The 14,060-nt window shown below is 63.2% G+C and carries 16 protein-coding genes; 11 read left to right on the forward strand and 5 right to left on the reverse strand.

Going from position 1 to position 14,060, the window contains the following annotated elements; genetic code table 11:
• Positions 1–40: 40 nt before the first annotated feature.
• Positions 41–586: a hypothetical protein gene (locus tag AC1RTB_RS19540; RefSeq protein WP_492943834.1), complete on the forward strand. Its 546-nt coding sequence runs from the start codon at positions 41–43 to the stop codon at positions 584–586.
• A gap of 9 nt (positions 587–595) precedes the next feature.
• On the opposite strand, the gene AC1RTB_RS19545 is transcribed toward AC1RTB_RS19540, so the two are convergent.
• The gene (locus AC1RTB_RS19545; RefSeq protein WP_492880729.1) at positions 596–1,246 is read right to left on the reverse strand and encodes a hypothetical protein; all 651 of its coding nucleotides are present in this window, start codon (positions 1,244–1,246) and stop codon (positions 596–598) included.
• A gap of 80 nt (positions 1,247–1,326) precedes the next feature.
• Here AC1RTB_RS19545 and AC1RTB_RS19550 point away from each other — a divergent pair, with 80 nt between their 5' ends.
• Both AC1RTB_RS19550 and AC1RTB_RS19555 read left to right on the forward strand, forming a co-directional pair.
• Entirely contained in the window at positions 1,327–2,025 is a 699-nt protein-coding gene (locus AC1RTB_RS19550) for a type 1 glutamine amidotransferase (RefSeq protein WP_492880730.1), read from the forward strand.
• 294 nt (positions 2,026–2,319) lie between these two features.
• Positions 2,320–2,448, forward strand: coding sequence for a hypothetical protein (locus AC1RTB_RS19555; RefSeq protein ID WP_492943838.1), 129 nt, complete (start codon positions 2,320–2,322; stop codon positions 2,446–2,448).
• Here the strand turns inward: AC1RTB_RS19555 and AC1RTB_RS19560 are convergent.
• The gene (locus tag AC1RTB_RS19560) at positions 2,432–3,190 is read right to left on the reverse strand and encodes a metallophosphoesterase family protein (RefSeq protein WP_492880731.1); all 759 of its coding nucleotides are present in this window, start codon (positions 3,188–3,190) and stop codon (positions 2,432–2,434) included. The genes AC1RTB_RS19555 and AC1RTB_RS19560 overlap by 17 nt on opposite strands.
• Positions 3,187–3,966, reverse strand: a complete 780-nt coding sequence (locus AC1RTB_RS19565) for an FCD domain-containing protein (RefSeq protein WP_492880732.1) — start codon at positions 3,964–3,966, stop codon at positions 3,187–3,189. Before AC1RTB_RS19565 ends, AC1RTB_RS19560 begins: the two co-directional genes overlap by 4 nt.
• A gap of 196 nt (positions 3,967–4,162) precedes the next feature.
• Between AC1RTB_RS19565 and AC1RTB_RS19570 the strand changes: the two genes are divergently transcribed.
• The 8 genes from AC1RTB_RS19570 (at position 4,163) to AC1RTB_RS19605 (ending at position 12,006) form a co-directional block, all read left to right on the forward strand.
• Entirely contained in the window at positions 4,163–5,485 is a 1,323-nt protein-coding gene (locus AC1RTB_RS19570; RefSeq protein WP_492880733.1) for a DUF3422 family protein, read from the forward strand.
• Between the two features lie 168 nt (positions 5,486–5,653).
• Complete coding sequence (locus AC1RTB_RS19575; RefSeq protein ID WP_492880734.1) at positions 5,654–7,150, forward strand: FAD-linked oxidase C-terminal domain-containing protein; 1,497 nt, start codon at positions 5,654–5,656, stop codon at positions 7,148–7,150.
• Between the two features lie 3 nt (positions 7,151–7,153).
• The gene (locus AC1RTB_RS19580) at positions 7,154–7,738 is read left to right on the forward strand and encodes an ASCH domain-containing protein (RefSeq protein WP_492880735.1); all 585 of its coding nucleotides are present in this window, start codon (positions 7,154–7,156) and stop codon (positions 7,736–7,738) included.
• A complete protein-coding gene (gene glcE, locus AC1RTB_RS19585; RefSeq protein ID WP_492880737.1) occupies positions 7,735–8,988 on the forward strand; it encodes a glycolate oxidase subunit GlcE in 1,254 nt (417 codons plus the stop codon). The genes AC1RTB_RS19580 and glcE overlap by 4 nt, the downstream gene beginning before the upstream one ends.
• Positions 8,985–9,359 carry a DUF4870 family protein gene (locus tag AC1RTB_RS19590; protein ID WP_492880738.1) on the forward strand — a complete coding sequence of 125 codons (375 nt, stop codon included), beginning with the start codon at positions 8,985–8,987 and terminating at the stop codon, positions 9,357–9,359. The genes glcE and AC1RTB_RS19590 overlap by 4 nt, the downstream gene beginning before the upstream one ends.
• Positions 9,360–9,375: 16 nt before the next feature.
• Entirely contained in the window at positions 9,376–10,770 is a 1,395-nt protein-coding gene (glcF, locus tag AC1RTB_RS19595; protein WP_492880740.1) for a glycolate oxidase subunit GlcF, read from the forward strand.
• Between the two features lie 28 nt (positions 10,771–10,798).
• The gene (locus AC1RTB_RS19600) at positions 10,799–11,110 is read left to right on the forward strand and encodes a putative quinol monooxygenase (RefSeq protein WP_492880741.1); all 312 of its coding nucleotides are present in this window, start codon (positions 10,799–10,801) and stop codon (positions 11,108–11,110) included.
• A 95-nt stretch (positions 11,111–11,205) separates the two neighbouring features.
• Positions 11,206–12,006: a L,D-transpeptidase gene (locus tag AC1RTB_RS19605; protein ID WP_492880742.1), complete on the forward strand. Its 801-nt coding sequence runs from the start codon at positions 11,206–11,208 to the stop codon at positions 12,004–12,006.
• 9 nt (positions 12,007–12,015) lie between these two features.
• Here the strand turns inward: AC1RTB_RS19605 and AC1RTB_RS19610 are convergent, their stop codons facing one another.
• Both AC1RTB_RS19610 and AC1RTB_RS19615 read right to left on the reverse strand, forming a co-directional pair.
• On the reverse strand, positions 12,016–12,939 hold the full coding sequence (locus AC1RTB_RS19610) for a bifunctional 5,10-methylenetetrahydrofolate dehydrogenase/5,10-methenyltetrahydrofolate cyclohydrolase (RefSeq protein WP_492880743.1): 924 nt from the start codon (positions 12,937–12,939) through the stop codon (positions 12,016–12,018).
• A 230-nt stretch (positions 12,940–13,169) separates the two neighbouring features.
• Positions 13,170–13,931 carry a L,D-transpeptidase gene (locus AC1RTB_RS19615; protein ID WP_492880744.1) on the reverse strand — a complete coding sequence of 254 codons (762 nt, stop codon included), beginning with the start codon at positions 13,929–13,931 and terminating at the stop codon, positions 13,170–13,172.
• Positions 13,932–14,060: the final 129 nt, after the last annotated feature.

Here is a 14,060-nt window from a genome sequence, read left to right on the forward strand (position 1 = left end):
TCATGATATGTTCCTGTCTGGGGGAGTATTCATGACAATCTTGCGCGTCATCATTGCGTGTCTCTTGTTGGCAGGCTGCGGCGGCCCGCTTGCCGCGGCCTATGGCATTCCCATTGTGGCGGCTGCGCAGAAGGAGCAGGTTTCCAGAAACATCTCGGTTGAGCACGATCCGCATACCGGTTCGATCGAGGTCTCCGGGCCGCTGATTTTCCATGACCGGAGCCTGCTCGGAAACACCTACCTGATCCGCAGCTGGATCAATCCGGAGCGGCCGTCCGTTGACGACAAGTTCCAGATCCTCGTCACCGGCCGATACCCCAAGCGAGTCTATCTCAAGCAGGCCTTTGCCGATGGGGAAGAGGTAAGCACGACAGCAATCGATCGCGAGCGCGTCAGCTGTGCCGACTTCTGCATCATCAAGGAGGTCGTCGGCATCAATCTTACCGAGGAAGAGATGGCGCGCCGAGCCGAAACCGGCATGTCGTTCAAGGTGCTGGGACGCCGCGCGTCACTGACGATGACAATTCCACCGGGTTATTTCGCCGCGGTTCTCGAAGCGCACAGAAAGGCGCGGGAGGTGAGCTGATCCGGCGACCTATGCTTGTGCGGCGCTCTCATGCCACGCTGGCCGATAGCCTTGGCGCAATACGGCGAGTGTCGTCGCCGGCGTGACCACGCACATTTCACGCGTGCCGAAGTCGTCAAAGCCAAGGCTCGGGCCATAGCCGGAGAACGACCAGCGCAGGGCGCGACCGTTGTGGATGGCATAATCGGCTTCGCCGTCCGAGACCATCGCACCGTTAGGAAGCAGCTTCAGTCCGTGCCGGTCGACTTTGATCGCCTTGCCGCCGGAAGCCAGTCGCTCGGCATGCAGCCGCGCATCGATTTCGCCAACTTTCGGATCTTGGGCCGCATAGGCACAGGCATAGGCGGCAGAGTAGGCCTTTGCCCGCTCGCGCCGGCAGTAGAAGCAGGGGCGGTGTCCGGCTGCGAGCGCCGTCACCTCGTCGAGAAAAAACAGCTCGGTCCAGCCCGGTTTGTCGCCGGGGCGGTTGCGCCCCATCGGTTCGCGCCTTACGCCCTTGTAGGCCAGCGCGCAGGTGATCCATGCCTTGGTCGCCCAGCGCTTTTTCAGCAATTCTTTTGTCTCGGGGTCGTGGATGATGCCGCGGTTGCCGGTGAACATGCCACGCGCCGGATCGGCATGGATCTCGCCGAAAGGGTCGACCCGGTTCTGCAGTGGCATAGCTGTTCCTTCTTGGCTGCGTCGCGCGGCGCATGATAGGGCTCGCCGCAACTTTGTCACGCTGCTGCGGAAGGGCCGAAATGCGCGTTCTGATCGTCCAGAATTTTGCCGATACCGGCCTCGGCCAGGTGGGTTCCGCCCTTGCCGAAGTGGAGGCGAAGATCGATCAGTGCAACGCCTATCTCGGCGACGCTTTGCCTGTCGATGCCGATGGCCATGACGCGCTGATCATGCTCGGCGGCGGCCAGAATGCCCGCGACGACGCGCATTCGCCCTACTTCCCCGCTCTGCTTGCGCTTGCCCGCGACTTTGTCGAAAAGGACAAGGCCGTGCTCGGCATCTGCCTCGGCGGCCAGCTTTTGGCGCGCGCCTTTGGCGGCCACAATCGTATCGGCGGGTCGACCGAATTCGGCTGGCATGGCATCACCTTGACCGAGGAAGCCCAGGACGATCTCGTTTTCAGCGATCTGCCCCAGCGCTTCCCGATCTTCCAGTGGCACGACGACACTTTCACTTTGCCCGAGGACGCGGTGCGGCTTGCCGGAAGTTCGGTGACAGGCAACCAGGCTTTCCGTATCGGCCGCGCCGGCTACGGCATCCAGTTCCATTTCGAGGCCGACCAGCCGATGGTGCGCCAGTGGAACGAGGCCTTTGCCGAGGTCATCGCCCAGCGCAATCCCGATTGGCTCGCGCGCCACGACAGCGAAGCCGCCCGCCACGGTCCGGAGGCGGACGCAGTCGGCATGGCGCTGGCACGCGCCTGGGTGGCGGCGATCTGACCATATAACCAGCGGTTCCGTGACATTTTTGGCACGTCGAAAAAAATCCGCTGTGCATAGCCATTTGCCTTCTGGATTGTGCCTGAAAGCCTTTCTAAAGACAGCCCGGCGCCAGTCGGCGATGGTATCGCGAATGAACCATCTCTGAGTGCGGCGCGACACAAGCCCGATACAGAACGACCCTAGAAGCACGGCCGTGATGCCGCGCGTCGATGGTGTCGCTTAAACTTTTCGTAAACTTATTCGTAACTCTGCTCATGCAGAATGCAGGAAGCTCAACCTGAGATGACTCCCTTGAAAGCAGCGCTCCTGTCCTTCGCCATGCTGTCGGCAATCGTGCTCGGCGGTTTCGGGATTTATGCCGCGGATGCCGCGGCCGACCACCACGCGGTCGACGGCTACGGCGTCACCGCCGCCCGCTAAGCCCGGGTACTTGCACCGAGATCAGCCGTTTTTCCGTGCCGTCGATCACGAGCGCGGTCAGCGCGCCTGAATAATAGACGCCGGTGTCGACATTGACGCGGTTGGCCAGCACCTCGGGCTCGGCCTGCGGCGTGTGGCCGTGCACAACCACTTTCGGGTGCAGTCCGGGGTAATTCAGAAACTCGTTGCGGATCCAGATCAGATCCTGCGGGTCCTGCCGGTCGAGCGCGATGCCCGGCCTGATGCCGGCATGGCAAAAGAAGAAATCACCAAACGACGCCGAACGCGGCAGGGTGCGCAAGAAGTGCAGATGGCTGTCCGGCACGGCGCGCACCAACTCCGCATGGCTGTCGCGAAGGCTCAGTGGATCTCCCATCCGCAAGGCCACGCCATACGACCACGCGGTTTCCGGTCCGCCATTGCGTCCGAACAGGCCGTTCGGGTCGGGAAAGGCGAGAAAATCGAGAAAACCGACATCGTGATTGCCAGACAATACGATGTTGCGGCTGTCGCGGGCGGTTGCCGCCATCAGATATTCGATCACGCCCCTGGAGTTCGGCCCTCGATCGACGAGATCGCCGAGATGGACGATGCGCCAGTCCTCAGGCCTGTCGCGCATGATCTCGGCCGCAATGCGCGCGTGCATCTCCGTCAGAAGCTCGAGGTGGCCATGCACGTCGCCGATGGCATAGATGCGGATGCCTTCAGGGCCCTTGGCGTCGAGATAGTGCATGCCTGTCATGGCTTGTTGTCCGTACGCTGCCGCAGCCTCAGGCGCGAGATGCGTTGCCAGTCGCCGCTGCGCTCGGCCTCGGTCATGGCGCGTTCGAGATAGGTGATGTGATCCATAGCCGCCTTGCGTGCGCCATCCGGATCACCTGACACGACCGCACGATGGATCGCCTTGTGCTGTTCGAGCAGCGCCTCGCGGGCAGCGGGCAGGGCAAACACCACCAGCCGGTTCTGGAAAACGCCGTCGGACAGCAGCCTGTAGCAGGAGCGCAAGGTGTGCAGCAGGATGATGTTGTGGGCGCATTCGCCGACGGCATGGTGGAATTCGACGTCGATTTCCGCTTCCTCGGTGAAGTCGGCGCGCGCATGCGCTGCTTCCATCCGCGTCATGATGCCGTCGAGCAGTGCGAGATCCTCGGCGGTTGCGCGCCTAGCTGCATACTCAGCCGCCAGCCCTTCGATCTCGCGGCGGTATTCGAGATAATCGGCCGCCGCCTTGCGGTGGTTGACGATCAGTTCCATCACCGGTTTGGAAAAAACCTGGCCGATGACGTCGGCGACATGGGTGCCACCACCATGGCGCGTCACCATCAGTCCGCGTCCTTCGAGCACCTTCAGCGCTTCGCGCAAGATCGGCCGCGACACGTCGAACTGCTTGGCCATCTCGCGTTCGCCGGGCAGCCGGTCGCCGGCGCGCAGCACGCCTTCGAGGATCAGGCTCTCGATCTGCTGCACCACTTCGTCGGCCGTGCGCGAATGTTCGATCCTGGAAAAGATGTCGCTCAAATTCGTGTCCGAAGCCTTTGTTGTGCGCTTGAGGATAGGAGCCTCGTTGGCAACTGGTCAAATTAATTATCCAATCTCGCCTGATCGCGCCGTGTCACGCCGATGCCGGCTCATCAGCTAGCGCTAAAGTTGGCGTTTGCCTGTTGCCTCGAATTTACCTAGAGCCAAAAAATTCCGGGCACAGATGGAGCCATTGGTGACAGTCGACCCGTCCTCTCTCGAATTCCTCCCCCGCGCCACCGGCAGCGTCATGGGTTTCCCTGCGCATGAGGGCCGACCAGGCGCTCTTGGCGAGGTGCATTCCAGGCCGCATCCTCTGGTCGAAACCCCGCGCGTGCTGGTCCAACTCTCCTTCATGACCGAAGGCGGTTCCAGCGTCGATCACGCCGTGCTTTCCGAATTGTCGCGCCGGCTCGGCATTGCTTCGCCCGACCGCCACGCTCGCCACCACGCCATGAAATGGGGGCAGGGCTCGCTACGCTGGGAGCGGCACACCGAGTTCTCGACCTATCTGTGGGAAGGGCCGCTCTCCGACAATGGCCGTTCCCAGGAGGATTCGCCCTTCGGCAACGGCTTCAGCCCGCCCGGCACTGTCATTTCGGGCATCAGGCTCGAGATCCGCAAATGGACGCCTGACAACGAAAAGCTGATCGCCGGCTTTGACCCGACAAGCCTGTGCTATTCCCTCGTCGAGAATGGTGCTGCCGGCATCATCACCGATTTTCGCCAGGACGGCGACGGGCTGACGCGCATACTGATCCTCGATCGCGGCCTCACGCCCGCCCGAACAGGCGCGCTGTCGCAGCGGCTGATCGACATCGAGACCTATCGTACGCTCGCCATGCTTGGTCTGCCGGTGGCCTTGTCGCTGTCGAGCCGCGTGCGCCGCATCGAGGACCGGCTCGCCCAGGCGACGCGCGAGATGAAGGCGACCGAATCCCGCGACAGCCAGGCCTTGCTCGCCGATCTCACCGAGCTTGCCGCCGAACTCGAGGCGGATGCCGCCTCCAGCCTCTACCGGTTTGGCGCCAGCCGCGCTTATGACGGCATCGTCCGCGAGCGCCTTGAGGCGCTCGAAGAGGAGGTTGTGCCGGGCTACGACACCTGGGCCGGCTTTCTCAAGCGCCGCGTCGCGCCGGCCATGCGCACCTGCCGGTCGGTCGAGGAGCGCCAGGCCAATCTGTCGCGCAAGCTGACCCGCGCCACCACGCTTCTGCGCACCTGGGTCGATGTCGAGGTCGAAAAGCAAAACCGCGACCTGCTCGCCTCCATGAACAACCGGGCCCGTCTGCAGTTGCGCCTGCAGCAGACGGTCGAAGGCCTGTCTGTCGCCGCCGTGTCCTATTATGTCGTAGGCCTCATCGGCTACGTCGCCAAGGGCGCATCGACAGTCGATCATTTCTTCGCCCCCGAGATCGTCACCGCCGCTTCGGTGCCGCTGGCGATCCTGCTTGTCTGGTGGGGCGTGCGCCGGGTGCGTCGCGCCCACGAAGAGCCCAAGACGGCAGCCGGCGAGTAATTCGCGCGGGCAGGCTCGCTCAAATGGGTAGGCCCTTCCCACCAGCGTCAGATTGACGCTGCGTGAACCTGGTTGGACGTCCATCGCGCATCCAACATGCGTGCGGTTTACAGGATGCCGGCACTACTGGTAAAAGCTTTTTACCAGTTGATCGATCGCAGGTGACCCATGTCCGGCATATTGATGCCCAAGCCAGATGCGGCGACGCTGAGCCGGCGCGACGAAATCGTTGCCGACATGCGCATCATCGTGCCGGGCGAAGGCGTGGTCGACGCTGTCAACGAAATGCGCGCCTTTGAAAGCGATGGCCTGACCGCATACCGCCAATTGCCGATGGTCGTGGTGCTGCCGGAAACGGTGGCGCAGGTGTCGCGCCTGCTCAAATATTGCAACGACCGCAACATCCGCGTCGTGCCGCGCGGTTCGGGCACCTCGCTTTCGGGCGGTGCGCTGCCGCTAGAAGACGCCGTGCTTGTTGTGATGAGCCGCTTCAACCGAATCATCGAGATCGACTACCCCAACCGCGTCGTCGTCGCCCAGCCGGGCGTCACCAATCTCGGCATCACCACCGCCGTCGAGCAGGACGGGTTTTATTACGCGCCCGATCCGTCCTCGCAGATCGCCTGTTCGATCGGCGGCAATGTCGCTGAAAATTCCGGTGGCGTGCACTGCCTGAAATACGGCCTCACCGCCAACAATGTGCTCGGCATCGAAATGGTGCTGATGAATGGCGAAGTCGTGCGCTTGGGCGGCAAACATCTTGAAGCCGAGGGCTATGATCTGCTTGGCATCATGACCGGCTCCGAGGGCCTTTTGGGCGTCGTTACCGAGGTCACCGTGCGCATTCTCAAGAAGCCGGAGACGGCGCGGGCGCTGCTGATCGGGTTCCCGACCAGCGAGGAGGGCGGCCAGTGCGTCGCCGACATCATCGGCGCCGGCATCATTCCCGGCGGCATGGAGATGATGGATCGCCCGGCTATCCACGCGGCAGAGGATTTTGTCCATGCCGGTTATCCGCTCGATGTCGAAGCGCTGCTGATCGTCGAGCTCGACGGGCCGGGTGTCGAGGTCGACCACCTGATCGGCCTCGTCGAGGCGATTGCCTACAAGAACGGCGCCACCACCTGCCGGATATCGCAGTCCGAAGACGAGCGGCTGACCTTCTGGGCCGGGCGCAAGGCGGCGTTCCCGGCTGTCGGGCGCATCTCGCCCGATTATTACTGCATGGACGGCACCATCCCGCGCAAGGAACTGCCACGCGTGCTTGCAGGCATGCGCGAGCTATCGGTGCAGTATGGCCTCGGCGTCGCCAATGTCTTTCATGCCGGCGACGGCAATCTGCATCCGCTGATCCTCTACGATGCCAATGTTCCTGGCGAGCTTGAAAAGGCCGAAGCCTTTGGCGCCGATATCCTGCGCTTGTGCGTCAAGGTTGGCGGCGTCTTGACCGGGGAGCATGGGGTTGGTGTCGAAAAACGCGACCTGATGCCCGAAATGTTCAACGAGATCGATCTTGACCAGCAGATGCGGGTCAAATGTGCTTTCGACCCCAACCATCTGCTCAACCCGGGCAAGGTGTTCCCGCAGCTCCGCCGCTGCGCCGAGCTTGGGCGCATGCATGTCCACCGTGGCCAGATGGCGTTTCCCGACATTCCGAGGTTTTGAGCGATGCTGCTCAAGCAATCCACCCTTGACGGTATCGCGCGCGGCGACATCACGCTTGCCTTTCGGCGCTGGCAGCGGCCGACGGTCAAGGCAGGCACTGGCCTGCGCACGGCCTCAGGCGTTGTCCGCATCGGCAAGGTCGAACCTCTTGATGAGGAGGCCATATCCGACGCTGACGCGATCGCCGCCGGTTATGCCGACCGCGCGGCACTCGTCTTAGATCTGCGCGTCGATGGCGACCGGGCGCTCTACCGGATTACTTTCGACGGCATCGAGGTGGACCCGCGGGTCGATCTGCGCAACAGCGAAGACCTGTCAGACGCCGACTGGCACGAGCTTGCGGGGCGCTTCGAGCGCTGGGACAAGACAGCGCCCGGCTACTTCGCCTCGATCCTCGGCGCGATTGGCAAGCATCCCGCGACACCGGCCGCCGTGCTTGCCCAAGACCTCGGCGTCGAGAAGCTGAAATTCAAGCAGGACGTGCGCAAGCTCAAGGAACTCGGCCTGACCGAAAGCCTCGACATCGGCTATCGCCTGTCGCCGCGCGGCGAAGCCGCGCTTGAAAAGCTGCGGGAGCACCGGCTTTGACCACTTTCACACCCACCTCTGCCGCCGAAGTCCTGTCCGCCGTCCAATGGGCGCTGGCGGAAGAAGCGCCGCTTGAAATCCTCGGCCATGGTTCCAAGCGCGGCATCGGCCGTCCGCTGCAGACCGAGCACACGCTTGATTTGTCGAAACTGTCGGGTGTCACGCTCTACGAGCCGGCCGAACTGGTGTTGTCGGCCAAAGCCGGCACGCCGCTGGCCGAGATCGAAGCACTGCTTGCCGAAAACGGCCAGCAGCTTGCCTTTGAGCCGATGGACTATGGTCCCTTGCTTGGCGGCGAGCCGGGCCGAGGCACAATCGGCGGCGTGCTGGCCACCAATCTCGCCGGCCCGCGCCGCCTCAAGGCGGGTGCTGCGCGCGACCATATCTTGGGCGTCCATGCCGTTTCCGGTCGCGGCGAGGCCTTCAAGTCGGGCGGCCGCGTTGTCAAGAACGTCACCGGCTACGACCTGTCGAAGGCGATGGCCGGCTCGTGGGGTACGCTCGCGGTGCTGACCGACGTCACTTTCAAGGTTCTGCCGGCGGCCGAAACCGAAACCACGCTCGCCATACGCGGCTTGCTCGACGACAACGCTGCGGCCGCCATGGCCTTGGCCATGGGCTCCAGTGGCGAAGTGTCGTCGGCAGCGCATCTGCCGGAACGCATGGCCGCGCGCGTCCTTGATGGCAAGCTGGGCAGCGATCCCGCCACGCTTCTCCGCGTCGAAGGATTCGGACCCTCCGTCGCCTATCGCGTTGCCCATCTCAAGGATTTGCTCGGCAATGCCGGTCCGATCGAGGAAATCTCGGGCGAGGCATCGAAAACGCTCTGGCGCGACGTGCGCGATTGCAGGCCCTTCGCCGATGGCACCAACAAACCTGTCTGGCGCGTGTCGATGCCACCGGCCGATGCCCACCACATGGTGCTGGCCCTGCGCATGCAGGTGGCGGCCGATGCCTTCTACGACTGGCAGGGCGGTCTCGTCTGGCTGCGCATGGAGGGTGAGCCCGAGGCCGAATTGCTGCGCGGGCTGATCAAGAAGTTCGGCGGCGGTCACGCCACCTTGGTCCGAGCCCCAGCTGCCTGGCGGGCCGCACTTCCCGTCTTCGAGCCGCAGCCGCCGGCTCTCGCAGCGCTCTCGGCAAGGCTGAAGGCTGAGTTCGATCCGAAAAACATCCTCAATCCAGGCCGCATGGTGCCGGGCGCCGAGTATGCTACCTCTACTGCAATCGTAGAGGGAGCAACTGCATGAGCGATACACCGCCAGTCACCCCGCGCCAGACCGACCGCTGGCTCGAACCGGGCCAGACCAATGTCCAGGTCATCTACATCCTCTACCTCGCTGGCCTGGTCATCGGCATCAGCGGCATAGTCGGCATCGTGCTGGCCTATATGAACCGGGGCAAGGCAGGTGGGTTCGTCGAGACCCACTACACCTGGCTCATCCGCACCTTCTGGATCGGCCTGCTCTATGCGCTGGTCTCTTTTGTCCTGATGTTCCTGTTCGTCGGCTTCCTGCTGATGTTCGCCGTGGCCGTCTGGTTCATCGTTCGTTGCATCCTTGGCCTGCAGGCGCTTGGTCGCGGCGAGCCGATCAAGAACCCTGACAGCTGGCTTATCTGAGAAAGCCCAAAACGCCGTGCAGACCAATTTCACCCCCGCCCAGCTCGCCGATCCGCATGTCGCGGAGTCGGAAAAGATCCTGCGCAAATGCGTGCATTGCGGATTCTGCACGGCCACCTGTCCGACCTATGTGACGCTCGGCAACGAACTCGATTCGCCGCGCGGCCGCATCTATCTGATCAAGGACATGCTCGAAAACGGCCGGCCGGCCGACAAGGAAATCGTCACCCATATCGACCGCTGCCTGTCCTGCCTTGCCTGCATGACGACATGCCCGTCGGGCGTGAACTACATGCATCTTGTCGACCACGCCCGCGCCCATATCGAAAAGACCTACCGGCGCCCGCTGATGAACCGTTTTACACGCGGCGTTCTGGCTGCCGTGCTGCCATATCCCGCGCGGTTTCGCGCGGCGCTGAAACTGGCCCGCCTTGGCCGGCCTTTCGCCAATGCCTTCGATGCCGTGCCGGCGCTGAAGCCATTCGCGGCAATGCTCAGGCTGGCGCCGGCCTCGGTGCCTGCTGTGTCGGCCATGGCTTTGCCCGGCAGCCATGCCGCCAAGGGCACGAAACTTGGCCGCGTCGCCATTCTCACCGGCTGCGCCCAGCCGGTGCTCGAGCCCGGCATCAACGAGGCGACTGTGTCGCTGCTCACCCGGCTTGGTATCGAAGTCGTGGTGCCGAAAGGCGAGGGCTGCTGCGGCGCGCTCGTCCACCACATGGGTCGTGAGGAGGCAGCCCTTGCCTCGGCGCGGCAGAATGTCGACGCCTGGACACGCGAGCTCGACAATGGCGGCCTCGACGCCATCGTCATCACCGCCTCGGGCTGCGGCACGACGATCAAGGACTATGGCTTCATGCTGAGGCTCGACCCGGCCTACGCCGAAAAGGCCGCACGCGTGTCGGCGCTCGCCAAGGATGTCACCGAATATCTTGCCACGCTCGATCTTCCGGAACCCCAGCGCAAGCCAGGCCTGACGGTCGCCTACCATTCGGCCTGTTCGATGCAGCATGGCCAGAAGATCACGCGCCAGCCCAAGGAGTTGCTTGCGCGCGCCGGGTTTATCGTCAAGGAGCCGCGCGAGGGGCATCTGTGCTGCGGTTCGGCTGGCACCTACAACATCATGCAGCCGGAGATTTCGGCGCGCCTGCGTGATCGCAAGGTCAAGAACATCGAGGCCACGGGTGCGGCACTCGTCGCCACCGGCAATATCGGCTGCATCACCCAGATCGCCTCGACCGCAAAGCTGCCGGTGGTCCATACGGTCAAGCTGCTCGACTGGGCCTATGGCGGAGACAAGCCGGCGGGCGTTCCGGATATCGGCCGAGCGGAGTATGACGCTGCTCTATTACCTCACAGGTCGTTGAAACAGATCATAACTCCTGCATTTTCCTCGTCATGCGGTCGCTGATAGGCCGAATGACTTCGAGGAGATTGAGTTGAGCGTCACCTACCTTATCGGCTTCACCGTCCACCCAGAGCAGCGCGGCCGCTTTCTCAAGCTGCTCAACGGCGTGCTCGATGCGATGCGCCATGAAGACATGTTCGTTTCCGCCACGCTGCACAGCGATCCGGGCGACGCCAACCATTTTCTGCTGCATGAAACCTGGGCCGATCACCAGGACGTGCTCGATGTGCAGCTCAAGCGGCCATATCGCGAGGCCTGGCATGCCGCCCTTGAAGAGCTCCTGGCCAAGCCGCGTGACATTTCGATGTGGCAACCGATGCGCAGCGACCACAACGAGAATTAGTTGCAGGCGTTGCCGCCTTCACGGATTGAACACGGCTTGTGGAACATGCGAATGTCTCGCGCGTTGCTGGAATTCGAAACGTGTTAGAAGGCCCAATGTCAAAAATCAGCCGACGCAGTCTTCTGGCATTGGGCGCGACAGGCATCGCCTCTGTCGCCCTTTCCGCTTGCTCCACCACACGCAGCGAACGGCCGGCCTATGCCGGGACGGCGTTTCCCCAGCCGCCGGCGCCGCCGCCGCTGAGCGCCGATCCCGGTTTCGGCGATCCGAGCATGATGTATGCGGCTGTGAGCGACAACGGCCACGACATTCCTGCCGTTCCGTTTCAGAAGATCGACAAGAGATTTTATCGCCAGGTCGTGCCCAACCCGACCGGCGAGCAGGCAGGCACAGTCGTCATCGATACATCGGCCCATTTCCTATATCTGGTGGCCAATTCCGACGAGGCGATCCGCTATGGCGTCGGGCTCGGCCGCGCGGGCTTCGAGTGGGCGGGCCGCGGCGTGATCGAGTGGAAGCAGGTGTGGCCGCGCTGGTTCCCGCCCAACGAAATGATCGACCGCCAGCCCGAACTGGAGCAGTACCGCGCGCGCCAGATCCCTGGCAAAAACGAATGGGAAGGCGGCATGCAGGCGGGCGTCCAGAACCCGCTCGGCGCCCGTGCGCTCTACATTTTCCAGGACGGCAAGGATACGCTCTACCGTCTGCATGGCTCGCCCGAATGGGCGTCGATCGGCAAGTCGGTTTCCTCAGGTTGTGTGCGATTGATCAATCAGGACATCATCGACCTGTACGAGCGCGTGCCCGACGGCACGCCGATCGTCGTCACCAGCGGACTGCCGATCGGTGCCCCTTCGGCAGTGTCGCAAGTCTCGGGCGGCGTTGTCAGGCTCTAGGAGCCGAGGTTACTCCGCCGCCAGCGTTTCTTCGGCAGTGCCGAAGGTCGCGCGATAGACAGCGCGCTGGCGGTTGAGCGCCACCATCGTGTTGCGCAAAAGAATCGCCACAGTCACCGGGCCGACGCCGCCGGGCACCGGCGTGATCCACGACGCCACTTCCTTGACGCTTTCGGTGTCGACGTCGCCGACGATACGGGTCGAACCGTCCGGCAGTGTTTCGGCATTGATGCCGATGTCGATGACCGCGGCGCCTGGCTTGACCATGTCGGCCTTGATCAGGCGCGGCTTGCCCACGGCCACGAACAGCGCGTCGGCGCGGCGTGCATGGGCCGCCAGCGAACGCGTCATGTGATGGCACACAGTTACCGTCGCGCCTTCGCTCATCAAAAGGAAGGCAATCGGCTTGCCGACGATTTCCGAATGGCCGACGACCACGACCTCCAGCCCCCTGAGTTCGAGCCCAGTGGCTTTCAGCAGCTCGACCGAGGCTGCCGCCGTGCATGGCGCGAGGTCGAGCTGGTTGTAGACGATGTTGCCGATCGAGGCCGGGTGCATGCCCTCGACATCCTTCAGCGGATGCACCGCCGCCTGGATCGCCTTGATCGGGATATGCGCAGGTACAGGGCGTTGGATGATAATGCCGGTGATGCGCGGATCGGCGTTCATGCCGTGGATGGCGGCTTCGAGTTCGCCAGCCGTCAGTTCGGCGGGAAAACGCCGCTCCTCGAAGTCGATGCCGGCGAGTTCCGCCTTGGCGCGCTGGTTGCGGACATAGACGTCGACCGCGGCGACATCACCGACGGTGATCGACACAAGCTTGGGCCTAAAACCTTCGTCGGTCGCCTGCTGCGCTGCGGCGCGCACTTCAGCGATGATACGGGCGGCCACGGGGCCGCCTTTGAGATAGCGGTTGTCGTCAAGCGGCGGCATGTGTCTTCCTTCGGCGGTCATCGACTGGGATAAACCCGGATACTTCGGCACGCCGAGGATGAAAAGGGTCGACGAAATCAAATTTCATCCATGTTAAACAATTTTTCCTGAGAAATCGAGCCGTGGCTTTCAGTTTGCTGAACAGCGAAAAGGGCAGCGCGGTCTTCCGCCACGCTGCCCTTTTGCTTGGGAACCATGTCTTGCGACAGGCTCCGCCCCCGTAACCGCAATTATCTGACGACGACCTTGGTGCCGACTGAGACCTTTTCGTAGAGTTCCATGACGTCTTCGTTGCGCATGCGGATGCACCCCGACGACACGGCCCCGCCGATCGTCCAGGGCTGGTTGGTGCCGTGGATGCGGTAGAGCGTCGAGCCCAGGTAGAGCGCGCGTGCGCCGAGCGGGTTTTGAGGGCCGCCGGTCATCATCGCCGGCAAAACGCGGCCCTTGGCACGTTCGCGCGCGATCATTTCCGCCGGCGGACGCCAGTCCGGCCATTCGCGCTTCGACGTCACCTTGTGGGTGCCCGACCATTCGAAGCCCGGCTTGCCGGTGCCGACGCCGTAGCGGCGCGCCTGGCCGTCCGCCTGCACGTGGTAGAGGAAATTCTCATTGGTATCGATGATGATGGTGCCCGGCTTTTCGCCGCCGTCATAGGCAACGATCTGCGGCAGGTAGATCGGGTTGATCTGCGGCTTGACGGATCGTTTTTCCGGAGCGCGCAGCGCTGCCGTTTGCACCCGGTCGGGCTGCGCCTGGCGGCGCTGGGCGGCACGCGGTGCCGCCGGCCTGACCTGCTCGGCGCGTTGCTGGCGCTGCTGCTTAGGCATCACTTCGCCGGGATTGCGGCCGAGCTGCAGCACCCAAGGGGCCGAAAGGTCGGGGCTCACAACGACGGGCGGCCGCTCGGCGTAGCGGTCATAGGCCATTGCCGGCGAAACCAGTTCGGCCAGCATGACGGCCGATGCCAACAGGATCAGAGGTTTTCTCATGGACACACTCTCAACTCGATCGTCGCAGCGGGGCAGGGCACAACCCGTCCCCCGATTCGAGATCATGTTGTCTGTGCCTAGCCACCGAAACGTGAATCGGGTTGCTTAAAATGCGAGATTTTCGGGAAA

The organism is Aminobacter sp. GW821-FHT11F06 (assembly GCF_058808215.1).